Source organism: Thermomonospora curvata DSM 43183 (assembly GCF_000024385.1).
GTDB classification, from domain to species: domain Bacteria; phylum Actinomycetota; class Actinomycetes; order Streptosporangiales; family Streptosporangiaceae; genus Thermomonospora; species Thermomonospora curvata.
This window is the reverse complement of the sequence record NC_013510.1, coordinates 3,586,229-3,600,935: the sequence shown is the minus strand read 5'-3', so window position 1 is coordinate 3,600,935 and position 14,707 is coordinate 3,586,229. Positions and strand designations below refer to the sequence as shown.

The window sequence follows — 14,707 nt, the reverse complement described above, 5'->3', positions numbered from 1 at the left end:
GCGCCCGGGGGGCCCGGTCCGCTCAGCCGGCCGAGGGCTCGCGCCAGCGGTTGGTGATGGGCAGCCGGCGGTCGCGGCCGAAGTTCTTGCCGGTGATCTTGGGTCCCGGCGGGTACTGGCGGCGCTTGTACTCGGCCCGGTCCACCAGGCGGATCACCCGCTCCACCAGGGCGGGGTCGTGACCGGCCGCGATCAGCGCGTCGCGGCCCATGTCGCGTTCGACGTAGTCGTCCAGCAGGGCGTCCAGCACGTGGTATTCGGGCAGCGAGTCGGTGTCGAGCTGGCCGGGCCGCAGCTCCGCCGACGGCGGCTTGTCGATGATCTGCTGGGGGATGGGCGGGACCTGTCCGGCCGCCACCGCCTGCTCGTTGCGCCAGCGCGCCAGCGCCCACACCATCGTCTTGGTGACGTCCTTGATCGGGCCGAAGCCGCCCGCCGAGTCGCCGTACAGGGTGGAATACCCGGTGGCCAGCTCGCTTTTGTTGCCGGTGGTCAGCACCAGGTGGCCGTGCTGGTTGGACAGCGCCATCCACACCACCGCGCGCACCCGGGCCTGCAGGTTCTCCTCGGCCAGCCCACTGGGGTGCAGCTCGCGTTCGAACGCCTCCACCATGGGGTTGATCGGCACCGTCCGGGCCTGCAGGCCCTGCCGTTTGACCAGCTCCTCGGCGTCGGCGACGGAGTGGCCGGAGGAGTAGCGGCTGGGCAGCAGCACCACGTGCACGTTCTCGGCGCCGATGGCGTCGGCGGCGATGGTGGCCACCAGGGCCGAGTCGATGCCGCCCGACAGCCCGCAGATCACCGAGCGGAAGCCGTTCTTGCGCACATAGTCGCGCACCCCCAGCACCAGCGCCGCGTACACCTCGGCCAGGTCGTCCATGGGCGGCGCCACCGGCGGGGGGACGGCCTCATACGGTGGGACCGGGTGCGGCGACAGCACGGTGCGCTCCACCGTGATGGTGGCGCCGTCGGCGGCCCGCACCGGCTGCTCCCGCGGCAGCGGCTCCGACCCCGCCTCCGGCAGCTGCAGGTCGGCCACCAGCAGCTCCTCGGTGAAGCGGGGGGCACGGGCCAGCAGCCGCCCGTCCGGCCCCACGATCATCGAATCGCCGTCGAAGACCAGTTCGTCCTGCCCGCCGACCATGTTGACGTAGGCCAGCGTGCACCCGGCCTCCCGGGCCCGCCGCGCGGCCAGCTCCAGCCGCACATCGTCCTTGCTGCGCTCGTACGGCGAGCCGTTGATCACCAGCAGCAGCCCGGCGCCGGCGGCGCGGGTGACGCTCACCGGCCCGCCGTCCTGCCACAGGTCCTCGCAGATCACCGCGGCCACGTCGATCCCGGCCACCCGCACCGCCGGCAGCCGGTCGCCGGGCACGAAGTAGCGGAACTCGTCGAACACCCCGTAGTTGGGCAGGTGGTGCTTGGCCGAGCGGACCGCCACCCGCCCGCGGTGCAGCCAGGCCAGCGCGTTCAGCGGGGCGCCGGCGGGCCGGCCGGGACGCGCCGGGGCGTCGGCGCGGCGGTCCAGATAGCCGGTCACCACCGGAAGATCGCCCAGGCCCGCATCGGCCAGGCGCCGCGCCACCTGCTCCAGGGTGCGCTGGGAGGCCTCGACGAACGAGGTGCGCAGCGCCAGGTCCTCCACCGGGTACCCGGTCAGCATCATCTCGGGGAACGCCACCAGATGGGCGCCGGCCTCGGCGGCGCGGCGGGTCCACTCCACGATCAGGTCGGCGTTCCCCTCCAGATCGCCGACCGTGGGATTCACCTGAGCGAGAGCCAATCGCAGCTGTGCCACACCCCCAGGGTAGGCGGCCGTGATCGGTCGGCCCGCCGCCGGGACGGCGGCTCAGCCGATGGTCCGGGCCACGCCGGCGGCCGTCCGGTGCAGCAGCACCACGGGGGAGCGCACCGGCGGGGTGTAGCGGCCGGTCTCGGCCAGCCAGTCCATGTGGGCCCGCGGGGCCTGCAGCAGCACCCGCACCACCGCGGCGGTGTCCTTGCGGCCCTGCGGCCCGATCTCCAGCCGGTCCAGTTCGGCGCCCACCGCGCGGGCGGCCTCCCGCACCTGCGGGGCGCGGCGGGCGATGCGGTCGACCACCCAGGAGGCGGCCTGTGCCGGCGCCATGCCGAGCTCGCGGCAGGCCACGGCCACCAGGTTGCCGGTCACCGGCACGGTGCCCTGGCGGGACTCCTTGGGGTAGGAGACCACGTCGTTGGCCCAGGTGATCATGTCGGCGGTGCCGTCGACCAGCGCCTTCCAGGCGGGGCTGCGCTTGAGGCGGGGGTCCAGCGCCACCTGCAGCACCGGCTCGGCCAGCTCATACAGGAACGGCCCGGCCGAGCGGCGGCGCAGCACGGGGTAGTCGGCCAGCGGGGCTATGCGGCCGGTGCGGCGGTTGACCGCCTCCTCGGCGCAGGCGGCCCGGTGCTCCTCCATCAGGCGCAGGAAATGGTGCCGCCACTGCGGGCTCGTTCCCGGGACGGTGTCGCGCCACAGCTCCTCCAGCGCCAGCTCCAGGGCGCCGGCCTCCGGCTTGGTGTGGCCGCGGCGCAGCGCCCCCAGCAGGTCGGCGTACAGCCCGTCCACGGAGGTGGCCGAGGCGCCCAGCGGGGTGTCGTCGAAGTGGTCGTCCAGCGCGAACAGCCACATCAGCCAGCGGGCGAACAGCACCACCCGGTCCGGCTGGGCGTGCGGGAAGATCCGGCAGGCCAGCCGTTCGAAGCGGGCGCGTCCCAGCGGCGTGGCGTCCGGGTCGCCGAGCAGCAGGCCCCGGGAGCGGGCCCACCCTTCGGCCTGCGCGCCGATCAGCTGGGCGGCGGGGTGCATGCCGGACCGGTCGGCGAGCGAGGCCACCCGGTCGGCCAGGGAGAGAACGAGTGCGGCATCCACAGCACGACCAGGCTAGGGAGCGTGCCGCGGGGGAGTCGCCGACCGCCACGTCAAGTCTTCGGCAACGGCGGGGCGGGAAAATCTCGCGGGCGCCCTGCCCGGTTCGGCTGTGACCAAGTTCATGTTCTTTTCGGGCCGGCCGGTAGATTTGGCTGGGGCAGACCTTTTCTGGGGACTCTGTAACGCCAAAGAAACAGCCACAAGGCATACTGCTAGGTAGCCGGACGTGTCGGCGCATGCATGGCGTGTCCGGGGGCCTGGCGGAGGGTGCCGCCCACGGCGCCGCGGATGGGGGCGAAGTGGTCCCGCCGGCGGCGGCGAGCGGGTAGGAACGGGTCGGGCAAGCAGAAGGCAATCAAGGGAGAAGGCCTTGGACCGTCAGCAGGAGTTCGTGCTCCGCACTCTGGAGGAGCGCGACATCCGCTTCATCCGACTGTGGTTCACCGACGTGCTCGGGTTCCTGAAGTCGGTCGCGGTCGCGCCCGCCGAGCTCGAAGGCGCCTTCGCCGAGGGCATCGGATTCGACGGGTCGGCCATCGAGGGGTTCGCCCGGGTCTTCGAGGCCGACATGATCGCCAAGCCCGACCCGGCGACCTTCCAGATCCTGCCGTGGCGTTCGGAGGCGCCCGGGACGGCCCGGATGTTCTGCGACATCCTCATGCCCGACGGCACGCCCAGCTTCGCCGACCCCCGCTATGTGCTCAAGCGGGCGCTGGCCAAGGCGGCCGATCTGGGGTTCACCTTCTACACCCACCCCGAGATCGAGTTCTTCCTGTTCAAGAACCTGCCGGAGGACGGCTCCGAGCCCGATCCGGTGGACGCCGGCGGCTACTTCGACCACACCCCGCACAGCACCGCCCACGACTTCCGGCGCAACGCGATCATGATGCTGGAGGCGATGGGCATCTCGGTGGAGTACAGCCACCACGAGGGAGCCCCCGGCCAGCAGGAGATCGACCTGCGGTACGCCGATGCGCTGACCACCGCCGACAACATCATGACGTTCCGGCTGGTGATGAAGGAGGTCGCCCTCGAGCAGGGGGTGTGGGCCTCCTTCATGCCCAAGCCGTTCACCGACCACCCCGGCTCGGGCATGCACACCCACATGTCGCTGTTCGAAGGCGACCGCAACGCCTTCTACGAGCCGGGCGCCGAATACCAGCTGTCGAAGGTGGCGCGGGCCTTCATCGCCGGCCTGCTGCGGCACGCCGCCGAGATCACCGCCGTCACCAACCAGTTCGTCAACTCCTACAAGCGGCTGTGGGGCGGCGTGGGCGCCTCCGCGGGCGCCGGCGGCGAGGCCCCCTCCTACATCTGCTGGGGCCACAACAACCGCTCGGCGCTGGTGCGGGTGCCGATGTACAAGCCGCACAAGGGCCATTCCACGCGCATCGAGTTCCGTTCCCTGGACACCGCGGCCAACCCCTACCTGGCCTTCGCCGCCATCCTCGGCGCCGGTCTGAAGGGCATCGAGGAGGGCTATGAGCTGCCGCCGGGCGCCGAGGACGACGTGTGGGCGCTGAGCCCGGCCGAGCGGCGGGCGCTGGGCATCGAGCCGCTGCCGCAGAGCCTGGATGAGGCCATCAAGGCCATGGAGCGCAGCGAGCTGATGGCCGAGGTGCTCGGCGAGCACGTGTTCGACTTCTTCCTGCGCAACAAGCGCGCCGAATGGGAGGAATACCGGCGTCAGGTCACCGACTGGGAGCGCAAGCGCCACATCGCCGTGCTGTAAGGACACGCCGAGCGAAACTTTCGATCACATCTCGGCCCGGTTTGCCTTCCGAGGCCTGGATGTCCCGTTACGGTTGAGGCCGTGAGCGAGCCGTGGACCTCTGAACGCCGTCCATCCTCTCTGACCGGCCGGCTGGCCCGGCTCGGTTTCACGGACGCCGGGCGTGCCGAACGGCTGCTGGCCGAGGCCGCCGCGGAAGGCGTGACGGTCACCGACGCGATGCTGGACGCCCTGGGCGGCGCCGCCGACCCCGACCTGGCCCTCTCCAGCCTGCTGCGGCTGCTGGGCGAGCTCGACGCGCCGGAACGCGCCGCACTGCAGGCCGATGAGGGCCTGCGGCGCCGCCTGCCCGCGGTGCTGGGGGTCAGCGCCGCGCTCGGCGAGCACCTGGCCCGGCACCCGGGCGACTGGCGGGTGCTCAGCGGCGATGGAGCGATCCAAGCGCCCGACCCCCGCGACCTGCGCGACAGCCTGCTGCGCGCGGTGGGCGCCGACCCCGCCGACCCCGCCCCCACGGCCGCCGACGCCTCCACCGAGACGCTGGTGGCGCTGCGGGCCGTCTACCGCCGTCACCTGCTGCACCTGGCCGGCCGGGACCTGACCGGTGTGCTGGACGTCGGCGAGGTCGCCGCCGAACTGGCCGACCTGGCTTCCGCCGCCCTGGAGGCCGGGCTGGCCGTCGCCCGGACCGAGGTGCCCGAGGCCGACTCCTGCCGGCTGGCGGTGATCGGCATGGGCAAGTGCGGCGGACGGGAGCTGAACTACGTCAGCGACGTCGATGTGATCTTCGTGGCCGAGCCCCGCCCCGGCCACGACGAGACCGAGGCGCTGCGCGCCGCCTCCCGCCTGGCCTCGGGCCTGATGCGGGCCTGCTCGGCCAGCACCCCCGAGGGCGCGCTGTGGGAGGTCGACGCCGCGCTGCGCCCCGAGGGCAAGGCCGGGCCGCTGGTGCGCACTCTGGCCAGCCACCGCGCCTACTACGAGCGCTGGGCCAAGACCTGGGAGTTCCAGGCGCTGCTGAAGGCCCGCCCGGTGGCCGGGGACATGGAGCTGGGCGCCGACTACATCGACGCCATCGCCCCCCTGGTGTGGAAGGCGGCGGCCGGGGAGGAGTTCGTCGAGGACATCCAGGCCATGCGCCGCCGGGTGGAAGAGCACCTGTACAAGCGCACCGAGGAGACCGACCGGCAGCTCAAGCTGGGGCCCGGCGGGCTGCGCGATGTGGAGTTCGCCGTCCAGCTGCTGCAGCTGGTGCACGGCCGCGCCGACGAGACCCTGCGCAGCCGCGGCACCCTGGAGGCGCTGTCGCTGCTGTCGGAGGGCGGCTACGTCGGCCGCGACGACGCCGCCGGGCTGGCCTCGGCCTACCGGTTCCTGCGCAACGTGGAGCACCTGCTGCAGCTGCACCGGCTGCGCCGCACCCACACCGTCCCCGACGACCCGGCCGACCTGCGGCGGCTGGGCCGGGCGCTGGGGCTGCGCACCGACCCGGTGGGGGAGTTCACCCGCCTGTGGCGGCGGCACGCCCGCACCGTGCGCACCCTCCACGAGAAGCTGTTCTACCGGCCGCTGCTGCGCGCGGTCGCCCGCCTCCCCGAAGAGGAGGCCCGGCTGACCCCCGAGGCGGCCCGCACCCGCCTGGTCGCGCTGGGCTTCACCGACCCGGCCGGGGCGCTGCGGCACATCCAGGCCCTCACCTCCGGGGTGTCGCGGCGCGCCGCCATCCAGCGCACCCTGCTGCCGGTGATGCTGGGCTGGTTCGCCTCCGCCCCCGACCCCGACGCCGGGCTGCTGGGCTTCCGCCAGGTCAGCGACGCGCTCGGCACCACCCCCTGGTACCTGCGGCTGCTGCGCGACGATGTGACGGTGGCCGAGCGGATGGCCAAGGTGCTGGCCTCCAGCCGGTACGCCACCGACCTGCTGCTGCGCGCCCCCGAGGCGGTCGCCATCTTGGGCAACGACGCCGAGCTGGCCCCCCGTCCCTTCGAGGCCCTGCTGAACGAGGCGCTGGCCGCCGTCCGCCGCCGCGAGGACGACGATCGCGACGCCCACGCCTCCGCCGAGGACGCGGTGGCCGCGGTGCGCGGGCTGCGCCGCCGGGAGCTGTTCCGCATCAGCGTCGGCGACCTGCTCGGCCTGATCGATGTGCGCACCGTCGGCGAGGCGCTCACCGACATCGCCACCGTCACCATCGAGGCGGCCCTGCAGGCGGCCATCAACAAGATCGAGATGGAGCGGCGCGGCCCGCTGCCCACCCGCATCACCGTGGTCGCCATGGGCCGTTTCGGCGGACGCGAGCTGGGCTACGGCAGCGACGCCGACGTGATGTTCGTGCACGACCCGCTGCCCGGCGCCGACGAGCGGGACGCCCAGAACGCCGCGCACGCGGTCGCCGAGGAGATGCGCCGCCTGCTGTCGCGGCCCGCCCCCGACCCGCCCCTGCAGATCGACCCCAACCTGCGCCCCGAGGGCAAGGCCGGCCCGCTGGTGCGCACCCTGGCCTCCTACGAGGCCTACTACTCGCGCTGGTCCTCGCCCTGGGAGGCCCAGGCCCTGCTGCGCGCCGACCCGGTCATCGGCGACGCCGAGCTGGGCCACCGGTTCCGCGCCCTGATCGACCCGATCCGCTGGCCCCGGGACGGCATCAGCGATGCGGCGCTGCGCGAGATCCGCCGGCTCAAGGCGCGCATGGAGTCCGAGCGGCTGCCCCACGGGGTGGAGCGGCGGCTGCACACCAAGCTCGGCCCCGGCGGCCTGTCGGATGTGGAGTGGGTCGCGCAGCTGCTGCAGCTCCAGCACGCCCACGAGGTCGCCGGGCTACGCACCACCTCCACCCTGGCCGCCCTCGACGCGGCCGTGGAGGCCGGGCTGCTGGACCCCGCCGACGGGGAGGTCCTCTCCTCGGCCTGGAAGCTGGCCACCCGCATCCGCGGCACCATGATGCTGGTGCGCGGCAAGGCCTCCGACCTGCTGCCCACCGACCACCACCGGGAGCGCACCGCCGTCACCCGCGTCCTGGGCTACCCGGGCACCGGGGACCTGCTGGAGGACTACCGCCGGCACGCCCGCCGCGCCCGCCGGGTCATGGAGCGGGTCTTCTACGGCATCTCCGACTAGCGCGGCGGCCGGGGCGGGCTCCTTCGGCGGCGCCGGCGCACGGCGCCGGTGCGCGGCCCGCGTCAGCAGCAGCGCTCCGGCGACCAGGCAGACGCCCACGACGGCGTCCACCACGTAGTGATTGGCGGTGGCGATGATCACCAGCACGGTGACCGCCGGGTACAGCGCGCCGATCGCCTTGACCCAGGACCGCCCGCCCAGCAGCACCAGCGCGAATCCGCACCACAGCGCCCAGCCGGCGTGCATGGACGGCATCGCGGCGTACTGGTTGGTCAGCGTGCCCGCGCTCTGCCCCGAGTACAGCCCCCACGAGCCCAGCGCCTGCACCGGGTCGACGAAACCTTCGCCGGTCAGGAAACGGGGCGGGGCCAGCGGGTAGAGCCAGAACCCCACCAGCGCCGCCGCCGTGGCCGCCATCAGCGCCGTCCGCAGCCACCGGTAGTGGCGGGAACGGAACCGGTACAGCCACACCAGGACGATCAGTGTCACGGCGAAGTGGGCGATGCCGTAGAAGTAGTTGGCCGACAGCGCCAGCCAGGAGGCCTGCAGCAGCGCCTGGTTCAGGCTCAGCTCGATGTCGATCCCCAGCGTGCGTTCCAGCGCCAGGATCTCGTAGGCGTTCTGGAACGCCACCGCCGTGCCGCCGTCGTTGAGCACCAGCCGGGTGAGGGTGTAGGCGCTGTAGAACACTGCGATCAGCAGCAGTTCACGCCACATCGGCGGGACGGCCCGCCAGGTTCGGGAGGCCGTCTGGACGGTTTCGGACACGGAACCGGGGGACCGCCGGCGGGGGTTCGACAGGGCGGTGGGAACCATGCCACCCATACTGATCAACCGTCACCTGAATGTGATCACCAAGATGAACGGTGTTCATCTCAGACTTGAGTAGTAGGCCCCCTCTGTGGCAGATGGGACTTATAGAGGATAAGGGGATACTTTTTCAGTCCCAGGTCGGGGTGAGATCCCGGCCGGTCAGGGCTCCCACCACAGGGTGCACAAAGTGCGTCCCTCGGTGCCGGGGAAACGCGGCCGGGCGGGGTCGACGCCCAGCTCGCGCAACGCGTCGGCGACCTGTGCGGTGCGCTCGGGCGGCAGGAAGAGCCGCCGCCGCACCCGGTCGGCCAGCGCGCTCAGATCCGGGTAGCGCCCCCAGCCGCCCCGATCCGTCCACCGTTCGATCCGCGGGTCCACTCCGGCCGCCCGCAGCGCGGCCAGCGCGTCGTCGGCGGTCGGACCGTCCGGGCGGACCAGGCCGTGGAACCTCTCCCACAGCGGGTTGAGGGCGTGCAGCGGATGCCGGGCGGGGATCTCCACGACCACCCGCCGCCGCGCCCGCGCGGTCAGCGCCGCCGCGAACGGTCCCAGATCGGCGACGCCGTACAGCACGTGATGACAGACCACCACGTCGGCCGGGGCGACCTCGGCCGCGACGTCCGGCCAGCGGCCGCGCACCGTCTCCACCCGCACACCCAGATGCCTGCCACTGGCCCGCAGCGCCTCGAGCAGGTGCTCCTCGGGGTCCACGCCCACGATCAGCCCCGCGCGGCCCGCCAGGGGCAATGAGGCCCCGCCGGCACCGCATCCCACATCCAGCACCGTGCCGCCCTCCGGCAGGGCCTGCACGGCGCGCTCATGGGAGCGGCTGCCCGGGGGAAGATCCACCTCGTCCATGCCGCGCACCACGGTGGCCGGGCGCGGCACCGGCCCGCCGCCCGGGGAACGCAGGTGCCCGGGCGGCCGCCAGGCTTCCACCGCGGCCCGCCAGCGGGCCAGCGGATCGCTGAGAGCGGTTGCGTCCATGACCGCATCAGACCACGGTCCGCCCTCGGGGTGACGGCGCCCCGCCGCTGAGCGGCCGGGACGAGACCCATCCCACCTGTGCGCCGCTCCGTTGAGCGGCGCGGCGCACACCACCGCCTCGACGCCGAACGACGCCGAAAACGGCAGGGGCGCCGACCGGATACCCGGCCGGCGCCCCTGGCGCCGTGGTCTCACCGCCCTCCGAGCGGCTGCAGGCCGCCGTGGGAGGAGTGGATCACACGTCGTAGTAGAGCTCAAACTCGTGCGGGTGCGGACGCAGGCGCAGCGGGTCCAGCTCGTTCTCGCGCTTGTAGGAGATCCAGGTCTGGATCAGGTCCTCGGTGAAGACGCCGCCCTCCAGCAGGAACTCGTGGTCGGCCTCCAGGGCGTTGAGCACGGCCTCCAGCGAGCCGGGGACCTGCGGGATGGCGCGGGCCTCCTCCGGCGGCAGCTCGTAGAGGTCCTTGTCGATCGGCTCCGGCGGCTCGATCTTGTTCTTGATGCCGTCGATGCCGGCCATCAGCATCGCCGAGAAGGCCAGGTACGGGTTGCAGGAGGGGTCCGGCACCCGGAACTCGATCCGCTTGGCCTTGGGGTTGGAGCCGGTGATCGGCACCCGGATGCAGGCCGAGCGGTTGCGCTGCGAGTACACCAGGTTGACCGGGGCCTCATAGCCCGGCACCAGGCGGTGGTAGGAGTTGACGGTCGGGTTGGTGAAGGCCAGCAGCGCCGGGGCGTGCTTGAGCAGGCCGCCGATGTACCAGCGGGCGATGTCCGACAGCCCCGCGTAGCCGACCTCGTCGTAGAACAGCGGCGAGCCGTCCTTCCACAGCGACTGGTGGCAGTGCATGCCCGAGCCGTTGTCACCGAAGATCGGCTTGGGCATGAAGGTCACGGTCTTGCCGGCCGCCCGCGCGGTGTTCTTGACGACGTACTTGTAGAGCATCAGGTTGTCGGCGGTGCGCAGCATCTCGCCGAAGCGGAAGTCGATCTCCGCCTGGCCGGCGGTGCCGACCTCGTGGTGCTGCATCTCCACCTGGATGCCCACCTTGAGCAGGTTGACCACCATCTCCGAGCGCAGGTCGGTGTAGTGGTCCATCGGCGGGACGGGGAAGTAGCCGCCCTTGTAGGGGGGCTTGGCGCCCAGGTTGCCGCCGTCCTCCTCACGACCGGTGTTCCAAGCGCCCTCGATCGAGTCGAGGTAGTAGTACCCGGCGTTCTGCTTGGTCTCGAACCGGACGTCGTCGAAGATGTAGAACTCGGCCTCCGGGCCGAAGTACGCGGTGTCGGCGATGCCGGTGCTCTTGAGGTAGTCCTGAGCCTTCTTGGCGACGTTGCGCGGGTCGCGGGTGTAGGGCTCCCCGGTCAGCGGGTCGTGCACGAAGAACGTGATGTTGAGGGTCTTGTGCTGACGGAAGGGGTCCACCACCGCGGTGCTCACGTCCGGCAGCAGCAGCATGTCGGACTCGTGGATCTCCTGGAAGCCGCGGATGGAGGACCCGTCGAACATCAGGCCCTCGGTGAAGACGCTCTCGCTGAAGTTCGAAGCGGGGAACGTGAAGTGCTGCACCGTGCCCGGCAGGTCCACGAACCTGCAGTCGACGAACTCGATGCCTTCGGATTCTATGAAGCTCAGGACCTCGCCGGCGCTGCTGAACATCCAACCTCCTTGGGGCGCTTTCTGCATCTGGAACGCTAGGACCTGGCCGTTTCCCTGTCGTGTCCCAAATGTTTCGCGTGTGTTACGCATCGTGCACTGCTGTGACATGCCGCGCTCGCAGGCCGACGACCTACCCCTTCGTCACCGTCCGAACACCCCTTCGGACGCTGCGTGCGGCATCGGGAGAAGACCGGCGTAAGGGGCCGCGCCCGGCGTCGGAGGGCGGGCCGGGCAGCGGATACCGTTGAGCCATGAGCAGTGGCAGGCAGGCGGCCGGCGGGCCGCGATGGACGCAGACCTGGCTGAGCGGGGCGCGCTCGGCCGGTGCGGATCTGGGCTATCCGGGGCAGCGGCTGGGCCTTCCCGAAGAGGGCCCCACCGCGATCGCCGGCTACGGCCGCCGGCTGGTCGCCCTGTTCATCGACTGGGGGGCGTGCCTGGTGGTCTCCTCGTTCCTGACCCGCGCGCTGGAGCTGGCCCCGCAGGACCGCAGCCTGCTGACGCTGGCGCTGTTCGGCCTGCAGTCGCTGGTGCTGACCGCCACGATCGGGATGACGCTGGGCAAGCGGCTGTGCGGCATCCGCATCGTCCGGCTGGACGGCCGCCCGATCGGGCCGCTGTGGGCGCTGGTGCGCACCCTGCTGTTGCTGGCCGTCGTCCCGGCCCTGCTGTGGGACCGCGACCACCGGGGCCTGCACGACCGGGCCGCCAACACCGCCGTGGTCAACATCTGAGACCCCGCGGAAAACACGACGCCACCGCGCCGAGCGCGGTGGCGTCGTCACGTTCTCGAAGGGTTTCAGCGCATCCTGGGCTTGGGACCCTTGGGCATGCGCACGTTGCGCGGGATGGGGCCCTTGGGCATCTGCATCCGCTGCGGCAGCGCCCGCAGCCGGTCGTTGAGCTGGGCGACCTGCGCCTTGTTGAGGTTGCGCGGCAGCTTCATCAGGTGCCGCTGCAGCTTGGTGAGCGGCACCTGCCCCTCTTCATCGCCGACCTGCACGTCGTAGATGGGAACCTGCTGGGCGGCGCGGGCGATGTGCTTCTTTTCCGCCCCGAGCAGCTGCCCCACCCGGCTGCGCGGCCCCTCGGAGACCAGGATCACCCCCGGGCGGCCGACCACCCGGTGCACCATGTCCAGGTTGCGGTTGCCGCGCACCGCCTCGCTGACCGTCCAGTTGCCGCGCATCGACTTCAGCACCGCCGCGGCCGCTCCCGGCTGCCCGGCGAGCATCTTGAACTGGACGCGCTGGGCCATCTGGCCGAACACGACCATCCCCACCAGCACCGCGAACAACACGCCGAGCGGAACGAAGAACCACAGCCCGCCGAAGATCAGCCCGATCGCCACGAACAGCAGCAGCGTGCCCAGCACGGCGCCGCAGACGATCGGCAGCGCCTTGGGATCCGCCTTCCGCAGGACCTGGGCGACCATGCGGATCTGCTTGAGGCGGCCGGGGCTCTTGCCCGATTCCGTGGCGTTGTTCGACATGTCCCTCAGGATAGTCGCGTCATCGGGGGCCTTCGGCTACCGGCGGGCCGCGATGGCCTGCTGGTAGAGACGGCCGGCGCGGTAGCTGGAGCGCACCAGCGGCCCGGACATCACCCCGGCGAAGCCGATCTGCTCGGCCTCGGCCTTGAGCTCGATGAACTCCTCCGGCTTGACCCACCGCTCGACCGGGTGGTGGCGCGGCGAGGGCCGCAGGTACTGGGTGATGGTGACCAGCTCGCACCCGGCCGCGTGCAGGTCGCGCAGCGCCTGGGAGACCTCCTGGCGGGTCTCGCCCAGCCCCAGGATCAGGTTGGACTTGGTGACCAGCCCCGCCTCCCGGGCCCTGGTGATGACCTCCAGGGACCGCTCGTAGCGGAACGCCGGGCGGATGCGCTTGAAGATGCGCGGCACCGTCTCCACGTTGTGCGCCAGCACCTCCGGCCGCGCTTCGAACACCTGGGCCAGCAGCGACGGCACCGCGTTGAAGTCGGGGATGAGCAGCTCCACCCCGCAGCCGGGCACCGCCCGGTGGATCTGCCGCACCGTCTCGGCGTACAGCCAGGCCCCCTGGTCGGGCAGGTCGTCGCGGGCCACTCCGGTCACCGTGGCATAGCGCAGCCCCATCGCGGCCACCGACTCGGCCACCCGGCGCGGCTCGTCGGGGTCGTAGGCGGCGGGCTTGCCGGTGTCGATCTGGCAGAAGTCGCAGCGCCGGGTGCACTGGTCGCCGCCGATCAGGAAGGTGGCCTCACGGTCCTCCCAGCATTCGTAGATGTTGGGGCAGCCGGCCTCCTGGCACACCGTGTGCAGGCCCTCGTCCTTGACCAGCTTGGTCAGCTCGCGGTACTGCGGGCCGGTCTTCAGGCGCGTTTTGATCCACGGCGGCTTGCGCTCGATCGGGGTCTGGCTGTTTCGGGCTTCTATGCGGAGGAGCCTGCGCCCCTCTGGAGTCACCGTGGTCACCCCTCTAATGTACGTGCCGGCCGATGCCCCCCGACCCGTCATGGGAGTCAGCATGATCGTGAGCACCATGAACGACCTGCCCGGCTATGAGGTGACCGAGGTGCTCGGCGATGTGTTCGGGCTGACCGTCCTCGTGCGGACGCCCTCGTCGCAGATCGAGGCCGGGCTGCGCACCTTCTTCGGCGGCGGCGAGGCCCGCGGGCTGTCCAAGGAGCTGCACGACGGCCGGCTGGAGGCGCGCCGGCGGCTGATCGAGGCGGCCGAGGAGCTGGGCGCCGACGCGGTGCTGGCGATGCGCTTTGAGACCAGCGAGCTGCGCGACAACGGCCTGGAGATCTGCGCCTACGGCACCGCCGTCAAGGCGCGCCGCCGGGCCTCGTAAGGATCTTCGTAACGATTCGGAACGCCGAAGCAGTGCAAACAGGCACAGATCGCCGCGTTCGTGACAATCGCCGCTGCCGGTCTCCCTAAGGTGGTGACTCCCTGTTGCCCGTTACCGATGAGTTAGGTGAAGGAGCCGTCCCGTGGGCCTGGCGATGTCGTACCTCAGGCTGCCCCCGTCGCTTGAGGGCCGGCGGGATCCGGACGGGATCGCCCAGCTGGTGTTCGGCCGGCCCGACTGGCGCCGCCGCCATCCGGCCGACCGGATCGCCGATGTGGGCGGCGCCTGGCAGGCACTGCATTACCTGATCACCGGCGACCCCTGGGACGGCCGCCCGCCCGAGGGCGACGTGGTGTGCGGCGGCCGGCTGCTGACCGAGGACGGCACCGGCGAGCTGGGCATGGACGTGATCTACCTGCCGCCCGAGCGGGTCCGCCCGGTCGCCGAACTGCTGGCCGAGGTCCCGTTCGGGATGCTGGCCGAGCGCTTCGATGCGGCCGCGATGGCCGCCGCCGGGGTGCAGGACGCCGACCGGATGGACGCCGATGCGTGCGAGCGGGTGCTGCGCCCCGCCTACGAACGGCTCACCCGGCTGTTCGGCGCGGCGGCGGCCGACGGCCAGGCCGTCTACAAGACGATGGCTCCCCGCGCCCGCTGAAGAAGGGCGG

General features: G+C 71.9%; 11 protein-coding genes and 1 pseudogene. 5 read left to right on the top strand and 7 right to left on the bottom strand.

Annotated features, from left to right (window positions below):
* Positions 1 to 22: 22 nt before the first annotated feature.
* Positions 23 to 1,798 carry an NAD+ synthase gene (locus tag TCUR_RS15310; RefSeq protein ID WP_012853434.1) on the bottom strand — a complete coding sequence of 592 codons (1,776 nt, stop codon included), beginning with the start codon at positions 1,796 to 1,798 and terminating at the stop codon, positions 23 to 25.
* Positions 1,799 to 1,849: 51 nt separating this feature from the next.
* Positions 1,850 to 2,893: a terpene synthase family protein gene (locus TCUR_RS15305; RefSeq protein WP_012853433.1), complete on the bottom strand. Its 1,044-nt coding sequence runs from the start codon at positions 2,891 to 2,893 to the stop codon at positions 1,850 to 1,852.
* Between the two features lie 370 nt (positions 2,894 to 3,263).
* Between TCUR_RS15305 and glnA (TCUR_RS15300) the strand changes: the two genes are divergently transcribed.
* Complete coding sequence (gene glnA / locus TCUR_RS15300; protein ID WP_012853432.1) at positions 3,264 to 4,625, top strand: type I glutamate--ammonia ligase; 1,362 nt, start codon at positions 3,264 to 3,266, stop codon at positions 4,623 to 4,625.
* A gap of 81 nt (positions 4,626 to 4,706) precedes the next feature.
* Complete coding sequence (locus TCUR_RS15295) at positions 4,707 to 7,742, top strand: bifunctional [glutamine synthetase] adenylyltransferase/[glutamine synthetase]-adenylyl-L-tyrosine phosphorylase (protein ID WP_012853431.1); 3,036 nt, start codon at positions 4,707 to 4,709, stop codon at positions 7,740 to 7,742.
* A 78-nt stretch (positions 7,743 to 7,820) separates the two neighbouring features.
* On the opposite strand, the pseudogene TCUR_RS25715 reads toward TCUR_RS15295, so the two are convergent.
* From TCUR_RS25715 to glnA (TCUR_RS15285), 3 genes and pseudogenes are all read right to left on the bottom strand, one after another.
* A pseudogene (locus TCUR_RS25715) lies at positions 7,821 to 8,459 on the bottom strand (phosphatase PAP2 family protein); the annotation flags it as partial.
* 255 nt (positions 8,460 to 8,714) lie between these two features.
* On the bottom strand, positions 8,715 to 9,542 hold the full coding sequence (locus tag TCUR_RS15290) for a class I SAM-dependent methyltransferase (protein WP_012853429.1): 828 nt from the start codon (positions 9,540 to 9,542) through the stop codon (positions 8,715 to 8,717).
* 235 nt (positions 9,543 to 9,777) lie between these two features.
* Positions 9,778 to 11,202, bottom strand: a complete 1,425-nt coding sequence (gene glnA / locus TCUR_RS15285; protein ID WP_012853428.1) for a type I glutamate--ammonia ligase — start codon at positions 11,200 to 11,202, stop codon at positions 9,778 to 9,780.
* Positions 11,203 to 11,453: 251 nt separating this feature from the next.
* On the opposite strand from glnA (TCUR_RS15285), the gene TCUR_RS15280 reads away from it, so the two are divergent.
* Positions 11,454 to 11,936 (top strand): RDD family protein, encoded by a 483-nt coding sequence (locus TCUR_RS15280; RefSeq protein WP_012853427.1) that lies wholly within the window; start codon positions 11,454 to 11,456, stop codon positions 11,934 to 11,936.
* Between the two features lie 65 nt (positions 11,937 to 12,001).
* Here TCUR_RS15280 and TCUR_RS15275 read toward each other — a convergent pair whose 3' ends face one another.
* Together TCUR_RS15275 and lipA are read right to left on the bottom strand one after the other, a co-directional pair.
* Positions 12,002 to 12,694, bottom strand: coding sequence for a DUF4191 domain-containing protein (locus TCUR_RS15275; RefSeq protein WP_012853426.1), 693 nt, complete (start codon positions 12,692 to 12,694; stop codon positions 12,002 to 12,004).
* A gap of 36 nt (positions 12,695 to 12,730) precedes the next feature.
* Positions 12,731 to 13,657, bottom strand: a complete 927-nt coding sequence (gene lipA, locus TCUR_RS15270) for a lipoyl synthase (RefSeq protein WP_041439825.1) — start codon at positions 13,655 to 13,657, stop codon at positions 12,731 to 12,733.
* Positions 13,658 to 13,709: 52 nt separating this feature from the next.
* On the opposite strand from lipA, the gene TCUR_RS15265 reads away from it, so the two are divergent.
* Both TCUR_RS15265 and TCUR_RS15260 read left to right on the top strand, forming a co-directional pair.
* Positions 13,710 to 14,039 (top strand): YbjQ family protein, encoded by a 330-nt coding sequence (locus tag TCUR_RS15265; RefSeq protein WP_012853424.1) that lies wholly within the window; start codon positions 13,710 to 13,712, stop codon positions 14,037 to 14,039.
* Positions 14,040 to 14,181: 142 nt separating this feature from the next.
* Complete coding sequence (locus TCUR_RS15260; protein WP_012853423.1) at positions 14,182 to 14,697, top strand: YfbM family protein; 516 nt, start codon at positions 14,182 to 14,184, stop codon at positions 14,695 to 14,697.
* Positions 14,698 to 14,707 lie beyond the last annotated feature (10 nt).

Coding starts and splice junctions, on each gene's coding strand:
- TCUR_RS15275 (WP_012853426.1), bottom strand. CDS start 12,694: ATGTCGAACAACGCCACGGAATCGGGCAAGAGCCCCGGCCGCCTCAAG.
- TCUR_RS15290 (WP_012853429.1), bottom strand. CDS start 9,542: ATGGACGCAACCGCTCTCAGCGATCCGCTGGCCCGCTGGCGGGCCGCG.
- TCUR_RS15280 (WP_012853427.1), top strand. CDS start 11,454: ATGAGCAGTGGCAGGCAGGCGGCCGGCGGGCCGCGATGGACGCAGACC.
- TCUR_RS15265 (WP_012853424.1), top strand. CDS start 13,710: ATGATCGTGAGCACCATGAACGACCTGCCCGGCTATGAGGTGACCGAG.
- glnA (WP_012853428.1), bottom strand. CDS start 11,202: ATGTTCAGCAGCGCCGGCGAGGTCCTGAGCTTCATAGAATCCGAAGGC.